The 16,209-nt window shown below is 43.4% G+C and carries 17 protein-coding genes; 6 read left to right on the forward strand and 11 right to left on the reverse strand.

Translation table 11 applies throughout. The features are described from left to right. Positions 1–11 precede the first annotated feature (11 nt). Positions 12–1,043, reverse strand: a complete 1,032-nt coding sequence (locus tag EKN16_RS15840) for an MBL fold metallo-hydrolase (RefSeq protein ID WP_125659039.1) — start codon at positions 1,041–1,043, stop codon at positions 12–14. 170 nt (positions 1,044–1,213) lie between these two features. Here EKN16_RS15840 and EKN16_RS15845 point away from each other — a divergent pair, with 170 nt between their 5' ends. Continuing rightward, positions 1,214–2,419, forward strand: a complete 1,206-nt coding sequence (locus EKN16_RS15845) for a conserved virulence factor C family protein (RefSeq protein WP_125659042.1) — start codon at positions 1,214–1,216, stop codon at positions 2,417–2,419. 182 nt (positions 2,420–2,601) lie between these two features. Here the strand turns inward: EKN16_RS15845 and EKN16_RS15850 are convergent, their stop codons facing one another. From EKN16_RS15850 to EKN16_RS15860, 3 genes are all read right to left on the reverse strand, one after another. Then, positions 2,602–3,084 carry a stalk domain-containing protein gene (locus EKN16_RS15850; protein WP_125659045.1) on the reverse strand — a complete coding sequence of 161 codons (483 nt, stop codon included), beginning with the start codon at positions 3,082–3,084 and terminating at the stop codon, positions 2,602–2,604. 138 nt (positions 3,085–3,222) lie between these two features. Next, on the reverse strand, positions 3,223–3,606 hold the full coding sequence (locus EKN16_RS15855) for a DUF3997 domain-containing protein (RefSeq protein WP_125659048.1): 384 nt from the start codon (positions 3,604–3,606) through the stop codon (positions 3,223–3,225). A 119-nt stretch (positions 3,607–3,725) separates the two neighbouring features. Next, positions 3,726–4,496, reverse strand: coding sequence for a hypothetical protein (locus EKN16_RS15860; protein ID WP_125659051.1), 771 nt, complete (start codon positions 4,494–4,496; stop codon positions 3,726–3,728). Positions 4,497–4,845: 349 nt separating this feature from the next. Between EKN16_RS15860 and EKN16_RS15865 the strand changes: the two genes are divergently transcribed. Further along, positions 4,846–7,197 (forward strand): glycoside hydrolase, encoded by a 2,352-nt coding sequence (locus EKN16_RS15865; RefSeq protein ID WP_232016451.1) that lies wholly within the window; start codon positions 4,846–4,848, stop codon positions 7,195–7,197. Between the two features lie 28 nt (positions 7,198–7,225). Here the strand turns inward: EKN16_RS15865 and EKN16_RS15870 are convergent, their stop codons facing one another. Both EKN16_RS15870 and EKN16_RS15875 read right to left on the reverse strand, forming a co-directional pair. Further along, positions 7,226–8,620 carry a HAMP domain-containing sensor histidine kinase gene (locus tag EKN16_RS15870; RefSeq protein WP_125659054.1) on the reverse strand — a complete coding sequence of 465 codons (1,395 nt, stop codon included), beginning with the start codon at positions 8,618–8,620 and terminating at the stop codon, positions 7,226–7,228. Beyond that, positions 8,613–9,260, reverse strand: coding sequence for a response regulator transcription factor (locus tag EKN16_RS15875; protein WP_125659059.1), 648 nt, complete (start codon positions 9,258–9,260; stop codon positions 8,613–8,615). The genes EKN16_RS15870 and EKN16_RS15875 overlap by 8 nt, the downstream gene beginning before the upstream one ends. A gap of 87 nt (positions 9,261–9,347) precedes the next feature. On the opposite strand from EKN16_RS15875, the gene EKN16_RS15880 reads away from it, so the two are divergent. Together EKN16_RS15880 and EKN16_RS15885 are read left to right on the forward strand one after the other, a co-directional pair. Then, positions 9,348–10,214, forward strand: a complete 867-nt coding sequence (locus EKN16_RS15880; RefSeq protein WP_125659062.1) for a metallophosphoesterase — start codon at positions 9,348–9,350, stop codon at positions 10,212–10,214. A gap of 109 nt (positions 10,215–10,323) precedes the next feature. Further along, positions 10,324–10,740: a cupredoxin domain-containing protein gene (locus EKN16_RS15885; RefSeq protein ID WP_232016453.1), complete on the forward strand. Its 417-nt coding sequence runs from the start codon at positions 10,324–10,326 to the stop codon at positions 10,738–10,740. A 101-nt stretch (positions 10,741–10,841) separates the two neighbouring features. Here EKN16_RS15885 and EKN16_RS15890 read toward each other — a convergent pair whose 3' ends face one another. Further along, entirely contained in the window at positions 10,842–11,624 is a 783-nt protein-coding gene (locus EKN16_RS15890; protein WP_125659065.1) for a transglutaminase domain-containing protein, read from the reverse strand. Positions 11,625–11,737: 113 nt separating this feature from the next. Here EKN16_RS15890 and EKN16_RS33745 point away from each other — a divergent pair, with 113 nt between their 5' ends. Continuing rightward, positions 11,738–11,905 carry a hypothetical protein gene (locus EKN16_RS33745; protein ID WP_164522813.1) on the forward strand — a complete coding sequence of 56 codons (168 nt, stop codon included), beginning with the start codon at positions 11,738–11,740 and terminating at the stop codon, positions 11,903–11,905. 176 nt (positions 11,906–12,081) lie between these two features. Here EKN16_RS33745 and EKN16_RS15895 read toward each other — a convergent pair whose 3' ends face one another. The 4 genes from EKN16_RS15895 to EKN16_RS15915 form a co-directional block, all read right to left on the reverse strand. Beyond that, a complete protein-coding gene (locus EKN16_RS15895) occupies positions 12,082–12,318 on the reverse strand; it encodes a helix-turn-helix transcriptional regulator (RefSeq protein WP_311547505.1) in 237 nt (78 codons plus the stop codon). Beyond that, the gene (locus EKN16_RS15900) at positions 12,305–12,733 is read right to left on the reverse strand and encodes a hypothetical protein (RefSeq protein ID WP_125659068.1); all 429 of its coding nucleotides are present in this window, start codon (positions 12,731–12,733) and stop codon (positions 12,305–12,307) included. Before EKN16_RS15900 ends, EKN16_RS15895 begins: the two co-directional genes overlap by 14 nt. A 176-nt stretch (positions 12,734–12,909) precedes the next feature. After that, positions 12,910–13,332, reverse strand: coding sequence for a DUF3995 domain-containing protein (locus tag EKN16_RS15905; RefSeq protein ID WP_125659070.1), 423 nt, complete (start codon positions 13,330–13,332; stop codon positions 12,910–12,912). 479 nt (positions 13,333–13,811) lie between these two features. After that, positions 13,812–14,324, reverse strand: a complete 513-nt coding sequence (locus EKN16_RS15915) for a TetR/AcrR family transcriptional regulator (protein ID WP_125659076.1) — start codon at positions 14,322–14,324, stop codon at positions 13,812–13,814. A gap of 225 nt (positions 14,325–14,549) precedes the next feature. Between EKN16_RS15915 and EKN16_RS15920 the strand changes: the two genes are divergently transcribed. After that, positions 14,550–16,133 carry a multicopper oxidase family protein gene (locus EKN16_RS15920; RefSeq protein ID WP_125659079.1) on the forward strand — a complete coding sequence of 528 codons (1,584 nt, stop codon included), beginning with the start codon at positions 14,550–14,552 and terminating at the stop codon, positions 16,131–16,133. The last annotated feature ends 76 nt before the right edge of the window (positions 16,134–16,209 follow it).

Genomic DNA, 16,209 nt, shown 5'->3' on the forward strand with positions numbered 1-16,209 from the left:
TTAAGCTAGTTTTAGTTTTCATTTAAGCGCCATGTTTCACCATGCTGCAGCTTAACAACCCTTGCTGGAACAATCTGTCGCTTAGCCCGTTCTGCTTCAAGCCGATCCAGCGCTTCCCGCGGGGTATCGTCAGCCAGTCGGAATGAGCCGTAATGCATAGGAACGAACCAACCTGCTCCTGTATCTTCAAAAGCCTGCAATGCTTGTTCGGGCGTCACATGCTGCGGACCCATAAACCACTCCGGGTCATATGCGCCAATTGGCATAAGTGCAATATCGATGCGGAATCGTTCTCCAATTTGCTTGAAGCCATCAAAATATCCGCTGTCTCCTGCAAAGTAAATCGTTGGGCATTCCCCGAGAGAAGTACTTGTGGAATTATCATTAGCTGTCAGCTGTACCTTGATTGTGTTGGCGCTTGTAATAGAAGCTTTCGCCGCTGCCTTCATCACATCATATTCACTTGATGAGTTGATGATGTAACCGCCCCAATGCGAACGGTTCATATCCAGCAGTGTGCGGCGAGTCCAATGCTGTGAAGGAACAAACGTAAATTCGACCCCGCCAATTGTAGCCGATTCCCACCAATCTAATTCGATGACGGAAGAGAAGCCCTTGCTGCGCATCTTATCTGCTAAGCCAATCGGCACGATAAGAGTCTTACCTCCTGACAGCTGCTTGAGTGAACCGATGTGCAGATGATCATAATGAGAATGGGAAATAAGGACGACGTCTATAGGTGGAATATCCGTGATGGGAAGTCCGGGCTGAGAAAGTCTCTTTTGAAAACCCAACTTCTCCGCCCATACGGGATCCGTAATAATATTAAGTCCGGAATGTTGAATCAGAAACGTCGAATGCCCAATCCATGTTAAAGATGGCTGATGTTTGTTCTCTTGTAAATAAGCAATATCAGGCTTCACTGCGGGAACGGCGAACGAATAATCCTTCAGCTTCATCTTCACAGCGCGCTCACGGCGCCATTGTCTAAGTTCTTTGAAAGACTTCACGGTAGCAGTAGGGTCAAGGTTTTCGAAACGCATAGTTTGTCTCCTATCTGAATAACAACCTCTATACCTTTAACGATACCAAGGCTCAAGCGAATAAGCAAACGATCTGCCATGAATCTGGCACCAAGTGGTTTACTTCTCAGTTTTGGTTTAAAATTGAAATAACAGAAGGAAAAAAGAATAGATACCGGAGGATTAATAGGATGATATTAATTGGAATAGAGCCAACACCAAGTCCGAATACGATGAAGCTGAACGTCGATGAGAAACTGCCCCCAGGTCAACGCTTTAGTCTCAAGACGGCAGATTTGAACGAAACTGCAGTTGGCACAGCAGGCGCAAGGAATATATCTGAGCCACTGCGCAGCTTGCTTGCGATTGACGGCGTGCGCGGCTTGTTCCGCACGGCGGATTTTATCGCGCTCGACCGTAAGCCGGGCGCAGACTGGGAGCGCATCTTAGCAGCGGCGCGGACAGTCCTGCAAAGCGGTGACGCCGGAGCAGCGGATAGCGCCGCGGCTGCGGGCGCGATGGACAGCTTCGGCGAAGCGCATGGGTTCGTGCAGCTGTATCGCGGCATTCCGATGCAGGTGCGTGTGCGTATTGGCGATCGCGAGGTACGCGCGGCGATGCCTGCGGCTTTCACGGAAGCGGTGACGTCCGCGGCTGCCGCTTCTATGATTCGCGAGCGCAAGCTTGAGGAGCTCGGTGTACGTTATGGCGAGCCGGATGACATCGCAGCTGAGCTCGTCCGTGAGCTCGAAGCCGCTTATCCGCAGGAACGGCTGAATGAGCTTGTTGCTGCCGCGCTTGCACAGGGCAAGGACGTCAGCGGCGAAGGAACTACGCCAGCTGCTCCCGTGCGGCCAGCACCGCTTACGGCAGAGGAACTTGCCGCACGCCTTGCTTCGCCAGAGTGGAGCGACCGCTACGAGGCGTTATCACGCACATCGCCTGAACTAAGCATGCTGCCGCTGCTGGCGCAAGCCATCACCGACGACAACGTCTCCATCCGGAGACTAGCCGTCGTCTATCTCGGTGAGCTGCGCAGTGCCGAGGCCATGCCGCATCTATTCGCTGCCTTGCGCGATTCCTCTGCCTCCGTACGCCGTACGGCAGGCGATACACTATCCGATCTAGGCGATCCGGCTGCAACCGGTCCGATGATCGAGGCGCTCAAAGACCGCAACAAGCTCGTCCGCTGGCGGGCAGCTCGTTTTCTCTATGAAGCCGGGGATGAGACAGCAATCCCCGCACTTCAGGTTGCTGCGGCTGACCCTGAATTCGAGGTCAGCCTGCAAGCGAGCATCGCGCTTGAGCGAATCGAACGCGGCGAGGAAGCTGCAGGCTCGGTCTGGCAGCAGATGACTGCCCGCAAACGTGATAATGACCCAAGCGGCGAAGCTTGATTCATAAAAGCAATAATATGAATTAAATCACCCCGAATAAAACACAGCGGCAGCCTAAAACATTTATGTTTTAGGCTGCCGCTGTTGTTATTGAGCTGTTTTTGCTCACTAGAATTGGGTATGGCTTGAGGTATTCCCTCAAAAAGAGCCGCCAATTCGATTGTCGTCGTAAAGCAGTCAAATTAATAGATGATCTTGCCTGTAATTGTTATCTCATTCGTCTTCCTATCCCAGGATATCGTTTTACCTAATGCTACAATTGAATCACGAAGCGGAAGAAGAATCTCACCATCTTTTGAAATGATCGTAGAATTATTCATTGTAAGGTTCTGGATTTGTTCTTCTTTAGATTGCGTCGAACTTATTTCCACTTTTTTTGAGTTTTTAAACCAGGTATAAAACTCATCCGAGTTCCCTTCTTTAGAGAAGTGGCTAACAAAACTAACCGATTGTTTGTCTTTAAAGACCCAACCAAACATTGCACCCATCATACTGGATACGGTTTCGATACTACCATAAAGTCGGTTGTCCTTTATGATAAATAGGGATGCTGGATAATCGTTTTCATTAACGGTTACAAGAAGAGGCTCAGCAGCGAAAGAGGTTACTGTTGAAAGAGGTAAAACCACTAAAAATGATGCAAGGATAACCAATTTCTTAAACATCTTATCACCTCGTAATATGTCTTAACCTCTAATTAGTAAATGTCAAACCCACGCCTGTTGAATAACCACTAAATTTTACACAAAAGATTTGACCGACCCTCGAAGCCTTACAATCATAGATGCTCTCGTAAGGCAAAATCAAGAATTATCAAGTTTCTTAGCTTTTTCGTCAAAAAGTGTATTTACATTTTTTAACTCAATATTCTCTATCCCAAGCTCATTTAATTGGTCGGAAACATTTTTGTCAAGCGAGAGTTTCGTTACTTTCCCGTTTTTCGTATCAAGTATTCCTAATTCTAAATCATCCGTGATTTTTCTTTTATACAAGACATATCGATCATTCCATCCAATCATATAAACATTTGATTCGGCAACAATAGGTGAATGATCTTGCTTCTTTGCAATATAATGCAATTCAGAATTCCCTTTAAATAGACGATAATCATTCGGTAAAACAATAACATCATCTGTTGTGTCTCGATAATCTTCAATAATGTTAAAGCATCCAACTAATGAAAACAACAGGAGACAGAAGACGCCAATTTTAAAAATTTTAATAGCTGCTCACCTCTTACGATGTTTTTGAAAAGAGGAAATAGTTGGAGTCAATATTGACTCCAACTATTTTAACATAAATGAGATTATTTTGTATCTTGCATAAAGAAAGTAACGTTATAAGGCACAATTGCACCTATCTCTTGAGATCTCACAGCTGAATTGTTTACAAGAGTCACAAATTTGGCAGGAACACTATGAGCGGCATCATAATTCCAATATTCAAAATTATACAAATCGTATACCCTTGTATAGATAGTCCATACCCCATTCACTTTTTCTGCTGCAGTTAAAACTTGGACATTGTGAAGAGAAAGATAAATGTCAGTAGGTGAATTCAAAGCTAAGCTTGTTGATTCAGAATAGAAGCTTCCAGTAGATGGAAGACGTTTTTTAAAATCTGTAATAAATGTATTCATAGCCGGAGCTGCATGAACTTTGTTACTATAGTTACTGTTTGCAGGATAAGACAAGTCAACGGGATGATCATCCAAAGAAAAAATTAAGAAATCGCAGGTCATGGGTAGACCCGCTATACGCAAAGTTATTGCTGCATCACCCCATGTAGCTCTTAATAAATCGACTTCCCCACTACTATTGATTGCGATTAATGGTTCTACTTTCGGTTGATGGAGAGATTGAAGTCTTTGATTTTGGGCAGGGAAATTAGACTGTGCTGCCTGCATTTCCTTCTTTAATTGATCGACAATCGCTTTGTCACGTTCTTCTTTTGAATAATTAACCTCCTGCGAGATAGTTGAATTATTTGGAGTTTCTGCAAATGCAGGCCCACCGAGAGACATAAGAAGAGCTGATCCGAGTACGATTGATGCCACTTTGTTACTTCCTTTTTTCATACATTTCCTCCAAAATTTTATTTATTATAACAGTTAACTATATTGAACATCAATAATTTTATAACAATATTCACCATTAAATAATAGTAAATTTGAACTCTTTTTGAGGGATGAAATTCGACAAATTTTTCACCTATAACTGCAAAGAGGTGAATAGTATCTTAAGTAGCGGCATATTTTTTTTTAGGGGAACTCGCAGAAGCTTGCAAAAGCTTAGTGATCTTCAGCCCTCGTGCCACCTCCGCTACCGGCGTGCCATTCTCTTTCTGTCCCCCCACCTCCCTGTAACATTCATGTCACAATGCAGTTCTAGAATGAGGGTGTGAAGAAAGAGAAGGAGGAAACAGAAGTGAACAAAAAGAAAACCACCGGCACGGTAATTGCTATTCTCGTCGTAGTACTTGCTACCGTATTCACCCTGCCGGCTCTGCGATCTGAGCAGACACCAACCGAACAGCAGCAAGCTGCAGCAACCGGTAATCCCCCCTCGAATGTTAATGTGAAAGGGAATGATTTCACCTTTGACGTTCATCCAGAGACAGCAGAGTTAATGATGGAACATGAAGGGGTGAAGGAAAGTGTCTCTCTCCCCCTGCCGAAGCAAGAAGTATTGAATCTCAAGAAAACCAATGACTCCGTCTCGTGGAGTTACCCAAGAGCACAAATGAATGTTGCCGTGGAGAAGAAAGACGATTACTTGCATGTCTCATTTACTTCTACAGGAGCCGAGCAATTTGAATGGCCAAAAGTCCAAGGGGACAGTTATATGCTGCCTTTAGGTGAGGGGAAATTCATTCCTAGTCAGGATCCCTATTGGAAAAAATTTTTAGCGGAATCGGATTTGAATTTCATCGAAAGCTTCTCCATGCGGTTCTTCGCTGTGAACAAGAAGAATTTCTCCATCTTGTACATTGCCGACGACATGTATAATGACACGATTCATTTTAATACAGATCCGGCGATTCGAATGAGTGTTACTCATGAGTTCCCTTCCATTAATCCCAATAAGACATACGGATTCCGATTATATGTGACGAAGAATGATCCCGTTCAGATTGCGACAACCTATCGCGCGTATATTCAAGAGCATGGGGAATTCAAGACACTTCAGGACAAAGCGGTTGCTAATCCGAATGTTACCAAGCTATATGGTGCGCCGCACATCTACTTATGGAATAGCCAGGTGCTTACACAAGACAATATTCACTGGCAGAAGCTCATTCCTGTGATTAACGGCCCCTTGCTCCAGTGGGTGAACCAGCTTTTAGGCCAATATGGAGAAGATGGTTCTAAAGAGCTGACAAGCATGCTGCAGGAAATCAAAAAGAACGGATATATGGATAAATATCAGAAGCAGACCTTTACCGCAGCTTTGAATAATGTCCTAACTTTGCCGCAATTATATAACAAAGGCTTGTTTACACATCTGGACAAAGACACGCAGACGCTCTTGAATAAAGGAGTCCCTCGCTTAAGTGAGCAGGAATTATACAGCTTTAACAAAGGCTTATTGAAAAGTGTGCTTCAGGACATCGTCGATCCTATCGATCAGTGGGGAGAAGAGGCATCTACAGATATCCTGAAGGATATGCATGAATCCGGTATTCAGAAAGCGTGGATCGGCTTACCCAACTGGGCAAACGGTCTCAAGAATCCTGCCATGGTCAAGGAAGCCAATCAGCTTGGCTACCTAATCGGTCCCTATGATTCTTATCATTCCATCCAGCAGAATGCGAGCACGGATTGGAACACGGCTTCCTTTGAAGACAGCAGCCTCTATGACACGGCCACGATTGAGAATAAAAAAGGGGAGAAGATTAAAGGCTTCTTAGGACGAGGAAGAAAACTGAATCCAACCTTATCTCTCCCTAGCGTTAAGCAGCGCGTCAACGGGATTCTACAAGATGGCATTGCTTTCAACTCGTGGTTCATTGATTGTGATGCAACTGGGGAAATATATGATGACTATTCGAAGCGTCACCCAACAACCGCGAGTCAAGATTTAGCGGCACGGTTAGAGCGGATGCGTTACATTAGCGAGGACAAGAATATGGTCATTGGGTCAGAGGGTGGTAATGACTTTGCGAGCTCCACGATCGCTTTTGCCCATGGGATCGAGACCCCCGTTATTGAGTGGTCAGACCCCGATATGCGAGAGAACAAGACAAGTCCTTATTATGTAGGAGGATATTGGTCGCCAGCGGGTGAAACACCCGAGCGCTATAGCAAGTCGGTACCGATAAAAGAGCAATACAAACGCATCTATATCGATCCTGTCTATAACCTGCCCTTATACAAGCTTGTCTATAACGATTCCGTCATAACCACACATCACTGGGAATGGGGCAGTCTCAAGATTAAAGGTGAGGTAGGAAATCGGATGCTGTCAGAGCTGCTATACAACGTTCCTCCCCTCTATCATATTGATAAGGATAGCTGGAAAACGAATAAAGCGATGATCACCTCTTATCTGAAGGTATGGAGTCCTTTCCATGAAAAGGCGATCACCCAGCCTATGACCGACTTTCAAATTCTATCGAAGGATCGTTTGGTGCAGAGCACCTCATTTGGTGATAATTTGAAGGTCATCGTTAATTATTCCACGCAGGATTTTGCATACAACCAGCAGACTATTAAAGCTAAGACAGCTGTTGTTATGAATGGGAAAGCTGCAAGCACCTTCGATGTTTCTGCGTATTAGATAAATGAACAAACAACTCTCTTGCTGCCTAAGCGGTAGGAGAGTTGTTTATCTTCATATACACGTAAAAGTGAATGTGTTGACCATCAACAGCAGCTTCATATCGGTACTCATGCTGATCCAAAATCGCCTTCACAATTGCGAGCCCAAGGCCAGTCCCTGAAATTTCTTTGCTCCGAGACTGCTCGAGCACGTAGAAGGGCTCCCAGATTTTATGTATATCATCAATCATCTGTTCGATCCCATTCTTCATATGAAATAAGAGTTCCTCTCCTCGCAGCTGTAAGGATATTTCAATCTGTTGATTCGTTGTATACTTCATGGCATTGCTCAGAAGATTATTCACTACTATTCGAATCTTGTCTGGGTCCGCGTAGATGAGAGAAGCCGCAGCTGCTGGTTCTTCTTGAATCAGAAGTGAGATCTGTTTCGATTGCAGCTTAATCTCGAATTTCTCGGCACAAGCATGAAAGAGAGGACTGAAAGAAAAGACAGTTCGCTCTAACGCATTTTGTTCGATCTTTGCAACATTCAATAATTCATCAATCAGCCTCGTGATGCTATCGGTCTGCCGCAGAATCGTATCCGTGTAGCTCCCATCATCCAACCCATCCTTCATCCCCTCCGCATAGGCTTGAATTAACGAAATTGGCGTTTTCAACTCATGGGTAATATCTGACATGAACAGCTTTAAGCTCTGATTCTTTCTTGTTAAATCCTGATGCGCTGTATGCAATTTATGACTCATCGTATTAATGCTCACAGCCAATTCTTCAATCTCATCCCCAGTATGAATGTGGACTTGCTTGAACTTAAGCTCTGAAATCTCCTTCGCAGCTTCCCCCAACTCTTGAAGAGGTCTCGTAATCCGATACGACAATATCCAGACGATAACAACCATGATCAGGATCGAAATAATTCCCAAATAGAGTATGAATTCATTCATGATCTGGATCGTGTCATGCAAGTAAGCCATTGATAGACCAATAAGCACGATGTTGTGATCCTTTTGGATGAACCTCGCATAAAAGCTCGATTTCAACTTCCCTTGATCATAAATCTTATTCACCTGATGACCGGCTTGCACCTTGGCGAGAGACTCACTAGTGATCCAAAACTTATTCAAGGTGACTCTCTTATTAGATAATTGCTGCAATAGCGCTTCATTTAATTGATTCACATTCCCCGGCATAGCAGCGTAAACAATCGTCAGGTTATACTTAGCCTCCAGCTGCGGAAGCGCAGCTAGGAACTTCTTCATTGGCATCTGTTCAATCGATTCTGTGACTTGTCCTAGCTTTTCCTTGGTTTTGAAGATATAGTACTTGGGCAAAAAGACATTTGCGAGGATGGCTAAGATGACGAAGATGAATACGATGGCGAGTGAAATACTCACGAAGAGTTTTCTCCCCAGCTTATTCATGTGCTCCCTCCACACTGTACCCTAGACCTCTGTTTGTCTTGATCACGGCTTCTCCCACCTTCGCCCGCAATCTTCGAATATGCGTATCTACTGTCCGTTCATCGCCAAAATAATCAAGCCCCCATACCAAATCCAGCAGTTGATGCCTCGTGAGAATATTCCCTTTGTTCCGAACCAGACAATGCATGAGCTCGAACTCCGTTTTCGTCGCTTGTACATCGCGTCCATCAAGGTACAGCTTATTGCCTTCCAGAGCTATTCGGATATTGTGGTAATGAATATCCTTTTCATCCCCCAACAGCTTCTTCACACGAAGAACTAGAATTTTGGGGTGGAAGGGTTTACGGATGAATTCGTCCGCGCCAATATGCAGAGCCTTTAATTCATCCTCCTGCTCGCTTTTCGCGGTAAGAATCAAGACCTTCTTGTCAGAACGCGCCTTGATCTCCATACATACCTCAAGGCCATTCACCTTCGGCATCATCCAGTCTAAGATGGCCAAATCGATTTTCTCCCGGTAAAAGATCTCCAGAGCCTTCTCTCCATCCTCGGCCTCAAACACTTTATAGCCTTCCTTTTCAAAATAGGCTCTTAAAATTTTCAGCATATCTCGTTCATCATCTGCAATTAGAATCTGCATCGATATCTCCTATTCCAGCTCGCGTCCAGTTGTAACATTATTGTCACGAAGCTCCTTTATAGTCTTGTTGTAAGGGGGAAGGACGCTATGAAATATGTATACAAACGCTCTGCTTTTATCAAAATCTTACTTATACTTATGATTCTTGTCTCCGGTACGCTCTATTATTATGCAAGACATATCGAACCGAATCTACTCCATGTTCGTTATCAAACTATACGAAGCTCTTCAGTTACTAAGGATTTGGACGGCATCCGTATCCTTCAATTTAGTGATCTCCATCTAGGACCGTTCTATTCGCTAGCCGAGCTTAAGCAGCTTGTGAAACGGATTAATGAACTGCATCCAGACCTCGTCGTATTCACAGGCGATCTCGTAGATAACTTCGCTCAGTACCCTACTCAGGGTAGCATTGCGCCGATTTTAAAACAAATACAAGCGCCACTCGGGAAATATGCGGTCTATGGCAATCACGATCAAGGAGGTGGGGGCAAGCAAATCTATCGTCGACTCTTAGCGGACAGTAACTTCGTTTTACTCGTAAATGAGCAAAACAGGATTCGTATTCAGCAAAGTGAGCTCACAATTGTGGGGCTAGATGATTTCTTACTCGGTTCTCCGAATATTAAAAAGGCATTCCAGCACGTACCCGAAGATGGATTCACACTGCTGCTTGCCCACGAACCCGACATTGCGGATCGAGTCCGAACATACCCGATTGATCTGCAGCTCTCCGGCCACAGCCATGGCGGACAGGTTCGTCTTCCTTGGTTCGGCTCCCTCTATACGCCCCCTCTTGCAAGGAAATATAGGGAGGGACTCTATAGGATTGTAGGCGCAAGGAAACCAATGACCTTATATGTGAATAGGGGTATCGGGATTACGAGGCTGCCTTTTCGATTCAGCAGCGTGCCTGAGCTTGCGGTCTTCACCTTGCAGCATGAAGCCAGCTGAAGAAGCCCTAAGGAACAACTTGAACAGATGCTGCCCATTCTATCAGGGGATTTTAATGTTCGCAGGCTATTATAAGCGTGAAGACCAATTCGACAGGAGTGATAGAACAGTGAAAATCAGAACAGGTATACTTTTTTTGATGCTGATCCTCATTGCGGCACTGGCCAGCGCCTGCGGAAGCAGCAGCACGTCAGATACCGCGAACACTGCGAACGCTACGAGTACTACGAGCGCGGCGGATTCGTCTGCTACGGGCAAAACCGTGGAGATCAAACTGGGAGCTAAAGATTTTGAGTATGATCAAAAGGAGATCCATGTCAAGAAAGGCAACCATGTAAAAATCACACTTACGAGTGATGATGGCGGCCATGGATTCACCATTCCCGATTACAACGTAGATATCCAAGGCAATAAAAGTGCAGAGTTCGATGCCAAGAACGCGGGAACCTTCGAGTATCATTGCTCCGTCATGTGCGGAACGGGACATACCCAGATGAAGGGGAAGCTCATCGTCGACGAGGCTTAGCCGGTCGGACAAGAACACAAAAAAGGCAGAGAACCGCTTAGGCGTTCCTGCCTTATTAACGTACACTAATATATTATCGGCTCCGCCTTCTACTAGCTTGCTCAATTCGCAGCAGGATACCATTTCACCCACTGATGATCTTTTTTCATTTGAGCATCATTCTTCAAAAAGTAACTATAGCTTACCTTCCCTTCACGATCAGGGATAGGGTCATCCCAGGTAACATCCATGTGATACCAAGTGTCTCCAATATGAACCAAGTTCCATACATGATTACCGGAATCAACAGTACCTTCAATGATGCGGACTTCAATCCCTGCCTCATTCAACATCCGATAGGCCAGCAAAGAATAGCCTTGGCAAACCGTCTTTCCCGTATGAATTGCATCATAAGCGGTGTACCGCTCAAGCGACAAGTCATAGGCGACATGAAGCACTATCCAGTCGTGAATCATTTTGATCTTTTGCAGATCAGTCATATAAGGCTTTATGATCGTAGGCAGCAGTTTTTTGATTTGTGCAGCGACTTGTTCTGTTTGTCCCGCTGTTTCCCTGTATTTAATCGATATCTTGATTTTGGCTGTGGATCCCCAAGTCCGAATCGTATACAAGTACGAGTCAAGAATGTAAGCCGTATAATCATCTTTGGCGAAAACATTCCGCAGCAGCTTGGCAAAGTCTGCTGATAATTCCTTCTGATCGCCAGTATATTCCATCGTGATTTCATTGGATTGTTCTCGTATTTTCTGATCAAGCTTACTCTCAAGCTCCTTCATTGTTGAAGCGCTAGTGACTGTAGGCGAAGGCGTATAATAAAAATCAGATCCAAGTCCAAATAGTAGAAGCAGGGCTACTAAACTAAATCTGAACATGAGCTGCTTCATTTGCCTGCTCCTCCCCCTTTAACTATCGATTGATCACACTTTAACAGTCATTTGCCAACAATTCCTAGTTATAGTATACCCAAACCTTACATGTAAATAAAGTGTAAGTAAAATTGAGTTGCCATAAATTTAAGCCTGGGCAGTCCGAGGTCATTGCAAAAGCCATTTTTATTGCTACCTCAAAATTCCATCATCCCGTACACGCCCATGAATGGTCACCGGAGAAGACAGATGAAGAATTTGATGCCGTATGGAATTTGCTTCTTACAGGCATCGCATAATATGGCTTAGCGCAAGTTTCGTAACTTTGAACCCTTCTGATGAAATAATCAGAAGGGTTTTTCTAAGATGATAGCGATTATTTATGATTATGCCTTGAATGCTTGGCTTTCAGAAAATAGAAAAAGAAGCCATGCTCAGTTAGCTTGACTTCTTCATTAATATTGTTGAACCATAATTATTTGAGAATAAACAATTCCTCTACAGGTACCCTAAATATTCTTGCCAATTTAATTGCTAACATTGTGCTGGGTATAAACTTACCATTTTCGATTGTGTTTATGGTTTTTCTAGTCACTCCAACCAATTCGGCTAACTTCTCTTGAGTAAGATTCATTTTGGCTCTTTGTACTTTTATTGTGTTTTCTAGGAATTCTTCAGTCATCATGTTAACCCCAATATTAGTCTTTTTCAATTACTAGGTAAGATATAAGGATAGCTATGACTCCAACAAAAATGGATGAAAGCAAAACAAAAGAAACATTCAAATCAATAAATCCGTTAATGGCCATCAAAAATGCAATAAACCCCATGAGTACCCAAAACCCTATCGTAAAGCTCTTAAATCGAATTACTTGAATATATTCATCATTTAAGGAATTTGCCAACTCACGTTTTTTTCGAAGAAGTCGTGAGAATTGTACAATTCGAAAGAGGTAATACGCCCAAACCAACCCACCAATGGCAGAAATAATGGAACCCCACCCTGCCAAGGGTCTGGATGTAAAATAGTGGAATAAATTCGGAAGTTGCCATACTATAAAACCAACCAAATTACCAATAAGTATTTTCCTTCTATTAATTTCCAACCGAGCTGTTTCAGACGCCAAATGTATAGCCTCCTCAATAATGTAACCTATGTTACTCATTATATAACCTTTTCGTTACATTTTCAAGGGACGACATTTTTAATACCATCTGAAGTTCAGCTCCGCTTTACCACTATTTATGATATGGTTCACCTTATACGCTATAACTGCTAAATTCTCAGTAAATCTTATGCCGATCAAAACAAAAGAATCGTACATGTTAACCCGAAATACAAACAAAGCGGACTATATAACCATGTATCATTTCTAGCGAATACAGTGTGTTTTACTTTCTTGAAAAATCCTATATGTGTAAAGTCACCTATCGCCCGAAGAAAGAAAACAGCAGCGCAAACGATACACCCTCCTCTTATTAGGGTAGCTGGTATAACGGAATGTAGATAACCGCCCTGAACTAGAAGAATGAAGCACACGATTAGCATAAGGGTAGCCACAGCTAGTGTCCCTATCTTATGAGGAACAAAAGCAGGCTTATTCTCCCCCGCTTTCGAAGGTATGACCGCACCGACACCCCAGCGACCCCCATACGCCCAATAAATATGTAAGATGCTGATCAGACCCAAAAGACTTACAGTTGATAATGTCATAACGAATTTCATTAGAACGCCTCCAAAATCATCTTATTTAAACTTGCTCAAAATCCTAACAAGGTTTCCAAAAACATTAAAAATACAAACAGTTTCGTTTGCGGCCTAGGGAGTACACGAACTAAAATAAGTGAAAATATTAATGTCAGTACATTATTTCCTTGGCAAAGATATTTCATCGAACTCGATTCCAGCTTAACGTTAATCATAACTAAATTAATGATAGCGTTGGAGATTAATGCCAGCCCACCGCTCACGAACCACATCGATTCTTGAGTCATAGATTTGTGTATTCTGGGTGCTATGCAGATATGAATAAACCCCAAGAGCATAATCATTAATGCCACTATGAGGTATACTATTTTCATGTAAAAAGCTCCTTTCTCCATCTAATATGGGAGTCGTTAGCAGCCGAGACATACGGTTCCGTATGTTTGATGCATTTTTTATGCCCCTATGGGTCGTACAACCACATTAAGGGACATGCGTAATCATATATTTAATAAAATCATGAACATTTTTTCGATATCAAAATTTGTATTGGCCTCAATTCGGGGCATCCACCCTACATAAGTTAAATAAGTAAGTCTGGCCCTGTCTATCGCTTCCGTAAGCGTCAGACCCTTCCTTTGATAGAGCACAGCAAGACAATTCATTCTTTGCTCCTCAATATCAACTAAACGAGCTGCCACGATAGGGTCATGTTTGGCCCAAGCATATATGCCAATCTCAATTTTCTTGTCCCGATTGATACTTATGTGAAGCAGCTGTTCCAATGAGGAATTATCCTGTTCTATACTATGAATGATCCGTTTGGTTGCATAATCTTCCCAATAATCCATCATGGAATCCAGAAGCTCTTTACGATCTCGAAAGTAGTGGTAAAAGCTCCCTTTACTTATATTGAGCGTCCGAGCAAGTATTTCGACACGAACTTCATGTATTCCAGCTTCAGCTAGTTTATTCAATCCAGCTTTTACCCAGTCTTCCCTGGTTAATTGCATGACTCACCTCTAGATACGGCAGCGTATGTTTTTATTAGGTTACTACCCTGTTTCTATATTGTCAATAGATTGACCTTTCTGGATTAACCTTTCTAGATAATCTAAGCAAAATAGTGGCCGGTAAGCCTTTTGTTATTTCATCATGGAATTGCCTTCTGTACATATGATAGTAACGATCAATGTTTGGAGGAGTAAAGGAATAAATTAAGGAGGTGTTCTATCTATATGGCAGCAAAAGTCAAACTGCAAAAATTTGTAGATAAACTACCGATTCCCAAAACTATTTCCCCGGTCAAGCGAGACAAGAAGGGCTCCTATTATGAAGTGACCATGAGGGAATTTACCCAAAAACTACATCGTGATCTCCCGCCTACCCGCTTATGGGGCTACGATGGAATGTACCCGGGCCCGACTTTCGACGTAATGAAGGGTGAAACGACTTTTGTCAAATGGATGAATGATCTGCCCACGAAGCACTTTCTCCCCATCGATACGACCATTCATGGTGCAGAAGGAACTCTACCAGAGGTTAGGACTGTGGTTCATGTACACGGAGGAAAACAGCCAGCCCATAGTGATGGGTACCCTGAAGCTTGGTTTACAAGAAATTTTGAACAAACAGGACCTTTGTTTGAAAGAGAAATATATGAGTACCCGAACCTTGAAGCCACTGCTTTATGGTATCATGATCACACAATGGGAATTACGAGATTGAACATGTATGCGGGACTAGCAGGATTTTTTATCATCCGCGACAAGTATGAACAATCCCTGAATCTGCCGACGGGAATATATGAAATCCCTCTATTAATTCAGGATCGATCGTTTAACCCGGACGGATCGCTCTATTACCCTAGTTCCCCGGATGAAAAGAACCCTCGTCTTCCTTATCCCTCGATTGTCACACCTTTTGACGCAGACATGATTTTGGTAAACGGGAAAGTATGGCCCTATGTCGAAGTGGAACCGAGAAAATACCGGTTTCGCATTTTAAACGCCTCCAATAGTCGAGCCATTACATTCAAATTGGACTCCGGACAGCCATTTTATCAAATTGGAACCGATCGCGGACTAATGGAGAAACCAGTGAAAATGAATGAGATCCTCCTTCTAACTACCGAGCGCGCGGATGTAATCGTTGATTTTTCCGGCTCCTTCGGTAAGTCGATTGTCCTTAAAAATGTCTTCAAGGGTGCTTCCCCCGAAACAACAAATGTGATGCAGTTTAGAGTTACAGTTCCCTTAAAGGGTAAAGATACCAGTTCCATTCCGGATTATTTGGGGAAGATCAATTTTCTTTCAAGAAATATGGCTAGCAGGACAAGAGATCTCACACTCGTCAAGGTGGCGGATGAATATGGAAGATCGTTAAATTTACTGGATGGTAAAATGTGGATTGACCGTATTTCCGAGAAAATAGAGGTAGGAACTGTTGAGATATGGCGGTTAATCAATACGTCAACGGATGATCACCCCATTCATTTACATATCGTTGACATGCAAATTCTTGAGCGCCAGCCTTTTGACGTTGCTCATTTCCAAACCACAGGAAAACTTAAATTTACAGGACATGCGGCTCCTCCTGATCCTAACGAAAGGGGATTTAAAGATACGATTCGTGCTCCCGCCGGTTACGTTACCTCTTTTATTGCAAGTTTCGGTCCTCTCACCGGACGTTTTGTATGGCATTGTCACATGCTCGAGCATGAAGATCACGAGATGATGCGACCGTTTGAAATCCTGCAGAAAAAGAATAGTCTAAAAAATAGACTAATCCGAATGATTTCCCCTTCACGGTTTGATAGGTAGTGATGGGAATTTGTTAAGCTAGCAGGCGGGCAGGCCGTCAAGATGACTATAACTGGCCGCCCCTCCCTACTATTTT

Origin of the sequence: Paenibacillus baekrokdamisoli, from assembly GCF_003945345.1 — a bacterium.
Classification (GTDB): domain Bacteria; phylum Bacillota; class Bacilli; order Paenibacillales; family Paenibacillaceae; genus Paenibacillus_Z; species Paenibacillus_Z baekrokdamisoli.

Excerpts from the sequence above, each read along its gene's own strand:
- EKN16_RS15840 (WP_125659039.1), bottom strand. The coding sequence starts at position 1,043 with ATGCGTTTCGAAAACCTTGACCCTACTGCTACCGTGAAGTCTTTCAAA.
- EKN16_RS15845 (WP_125659042.1), top strand. The coding sequence starts at position 1,214 with ATGATATTAATTGGAATAGAGCCAACACCAAGTCCGAATACGATGAAG.
- EKN16_RS15850 (WP_125659045.1), bottom strand. The coding sequence starts at position 3,084 with ATGTTTAAGAAATTGGTTATCCTTGCATCATTTTTAGTGGTTTTACCT.
- EKN16_RS15860 (WP_125659051.1), bottom strand. The coding sequence starts at position 4,496 with ATGAAAAAAGGAAGTAACAAAGTGGCATCAATCGTACTCGGATCAGCT.
- EKN16_RS15870 (WP_125659054.1), bottom strand. The coding sequence starts at position 8,620 with ATGAATAAGCTGGGGAGAAAACTCTTCGTGAGTATTTCACTCGCCATC.
- EKN16_RS15875 (WP_125659059.1), bottom strand. The coding sequence starts at position 9,260 with ATGCAGATTCTAATTGCAGATGATGAACGAGATATGCTGAAAATTTTA.
- EKN16_RS15880 (WP_125659062.1), top strand. The coding sequence starts at position 9,348 with ATGAAATATGTATACAAACGCTCTGCTTTTATCAAAATCTTACTTATA.
- EKN16_RS15890 (WP_125659065.1), bottom strand. The coding sequence starts at position 11,624 with ATGAAGCAGCTCATGTTCAGATTTAGTTTAGTAGCCCTGCTTCTACTA.
- EKN16_RS15905 (WP_125659070.1), bottom strand. The coding sequence starts at position 13,332 with ATGAAATTCGTTATGACATTATCAACTGTAAGTCTTTTGGGTCTGATC.
- EKN16_RS15915 (WP_125659076.1), bottom strand. The coding sequence starts at position 14,324 with ATGCAATTAACCAGGGAAGACTGGGTAAAAGCTGGATTGAATAAACTA.
- EKN16_RS15920 (WP_125659079.1), top strand. The coding sequence starts at position 14,550 with ATGGCAGCAAAAGTCAAACTGCAAAAATTTGTAGATAAACTACCGATT.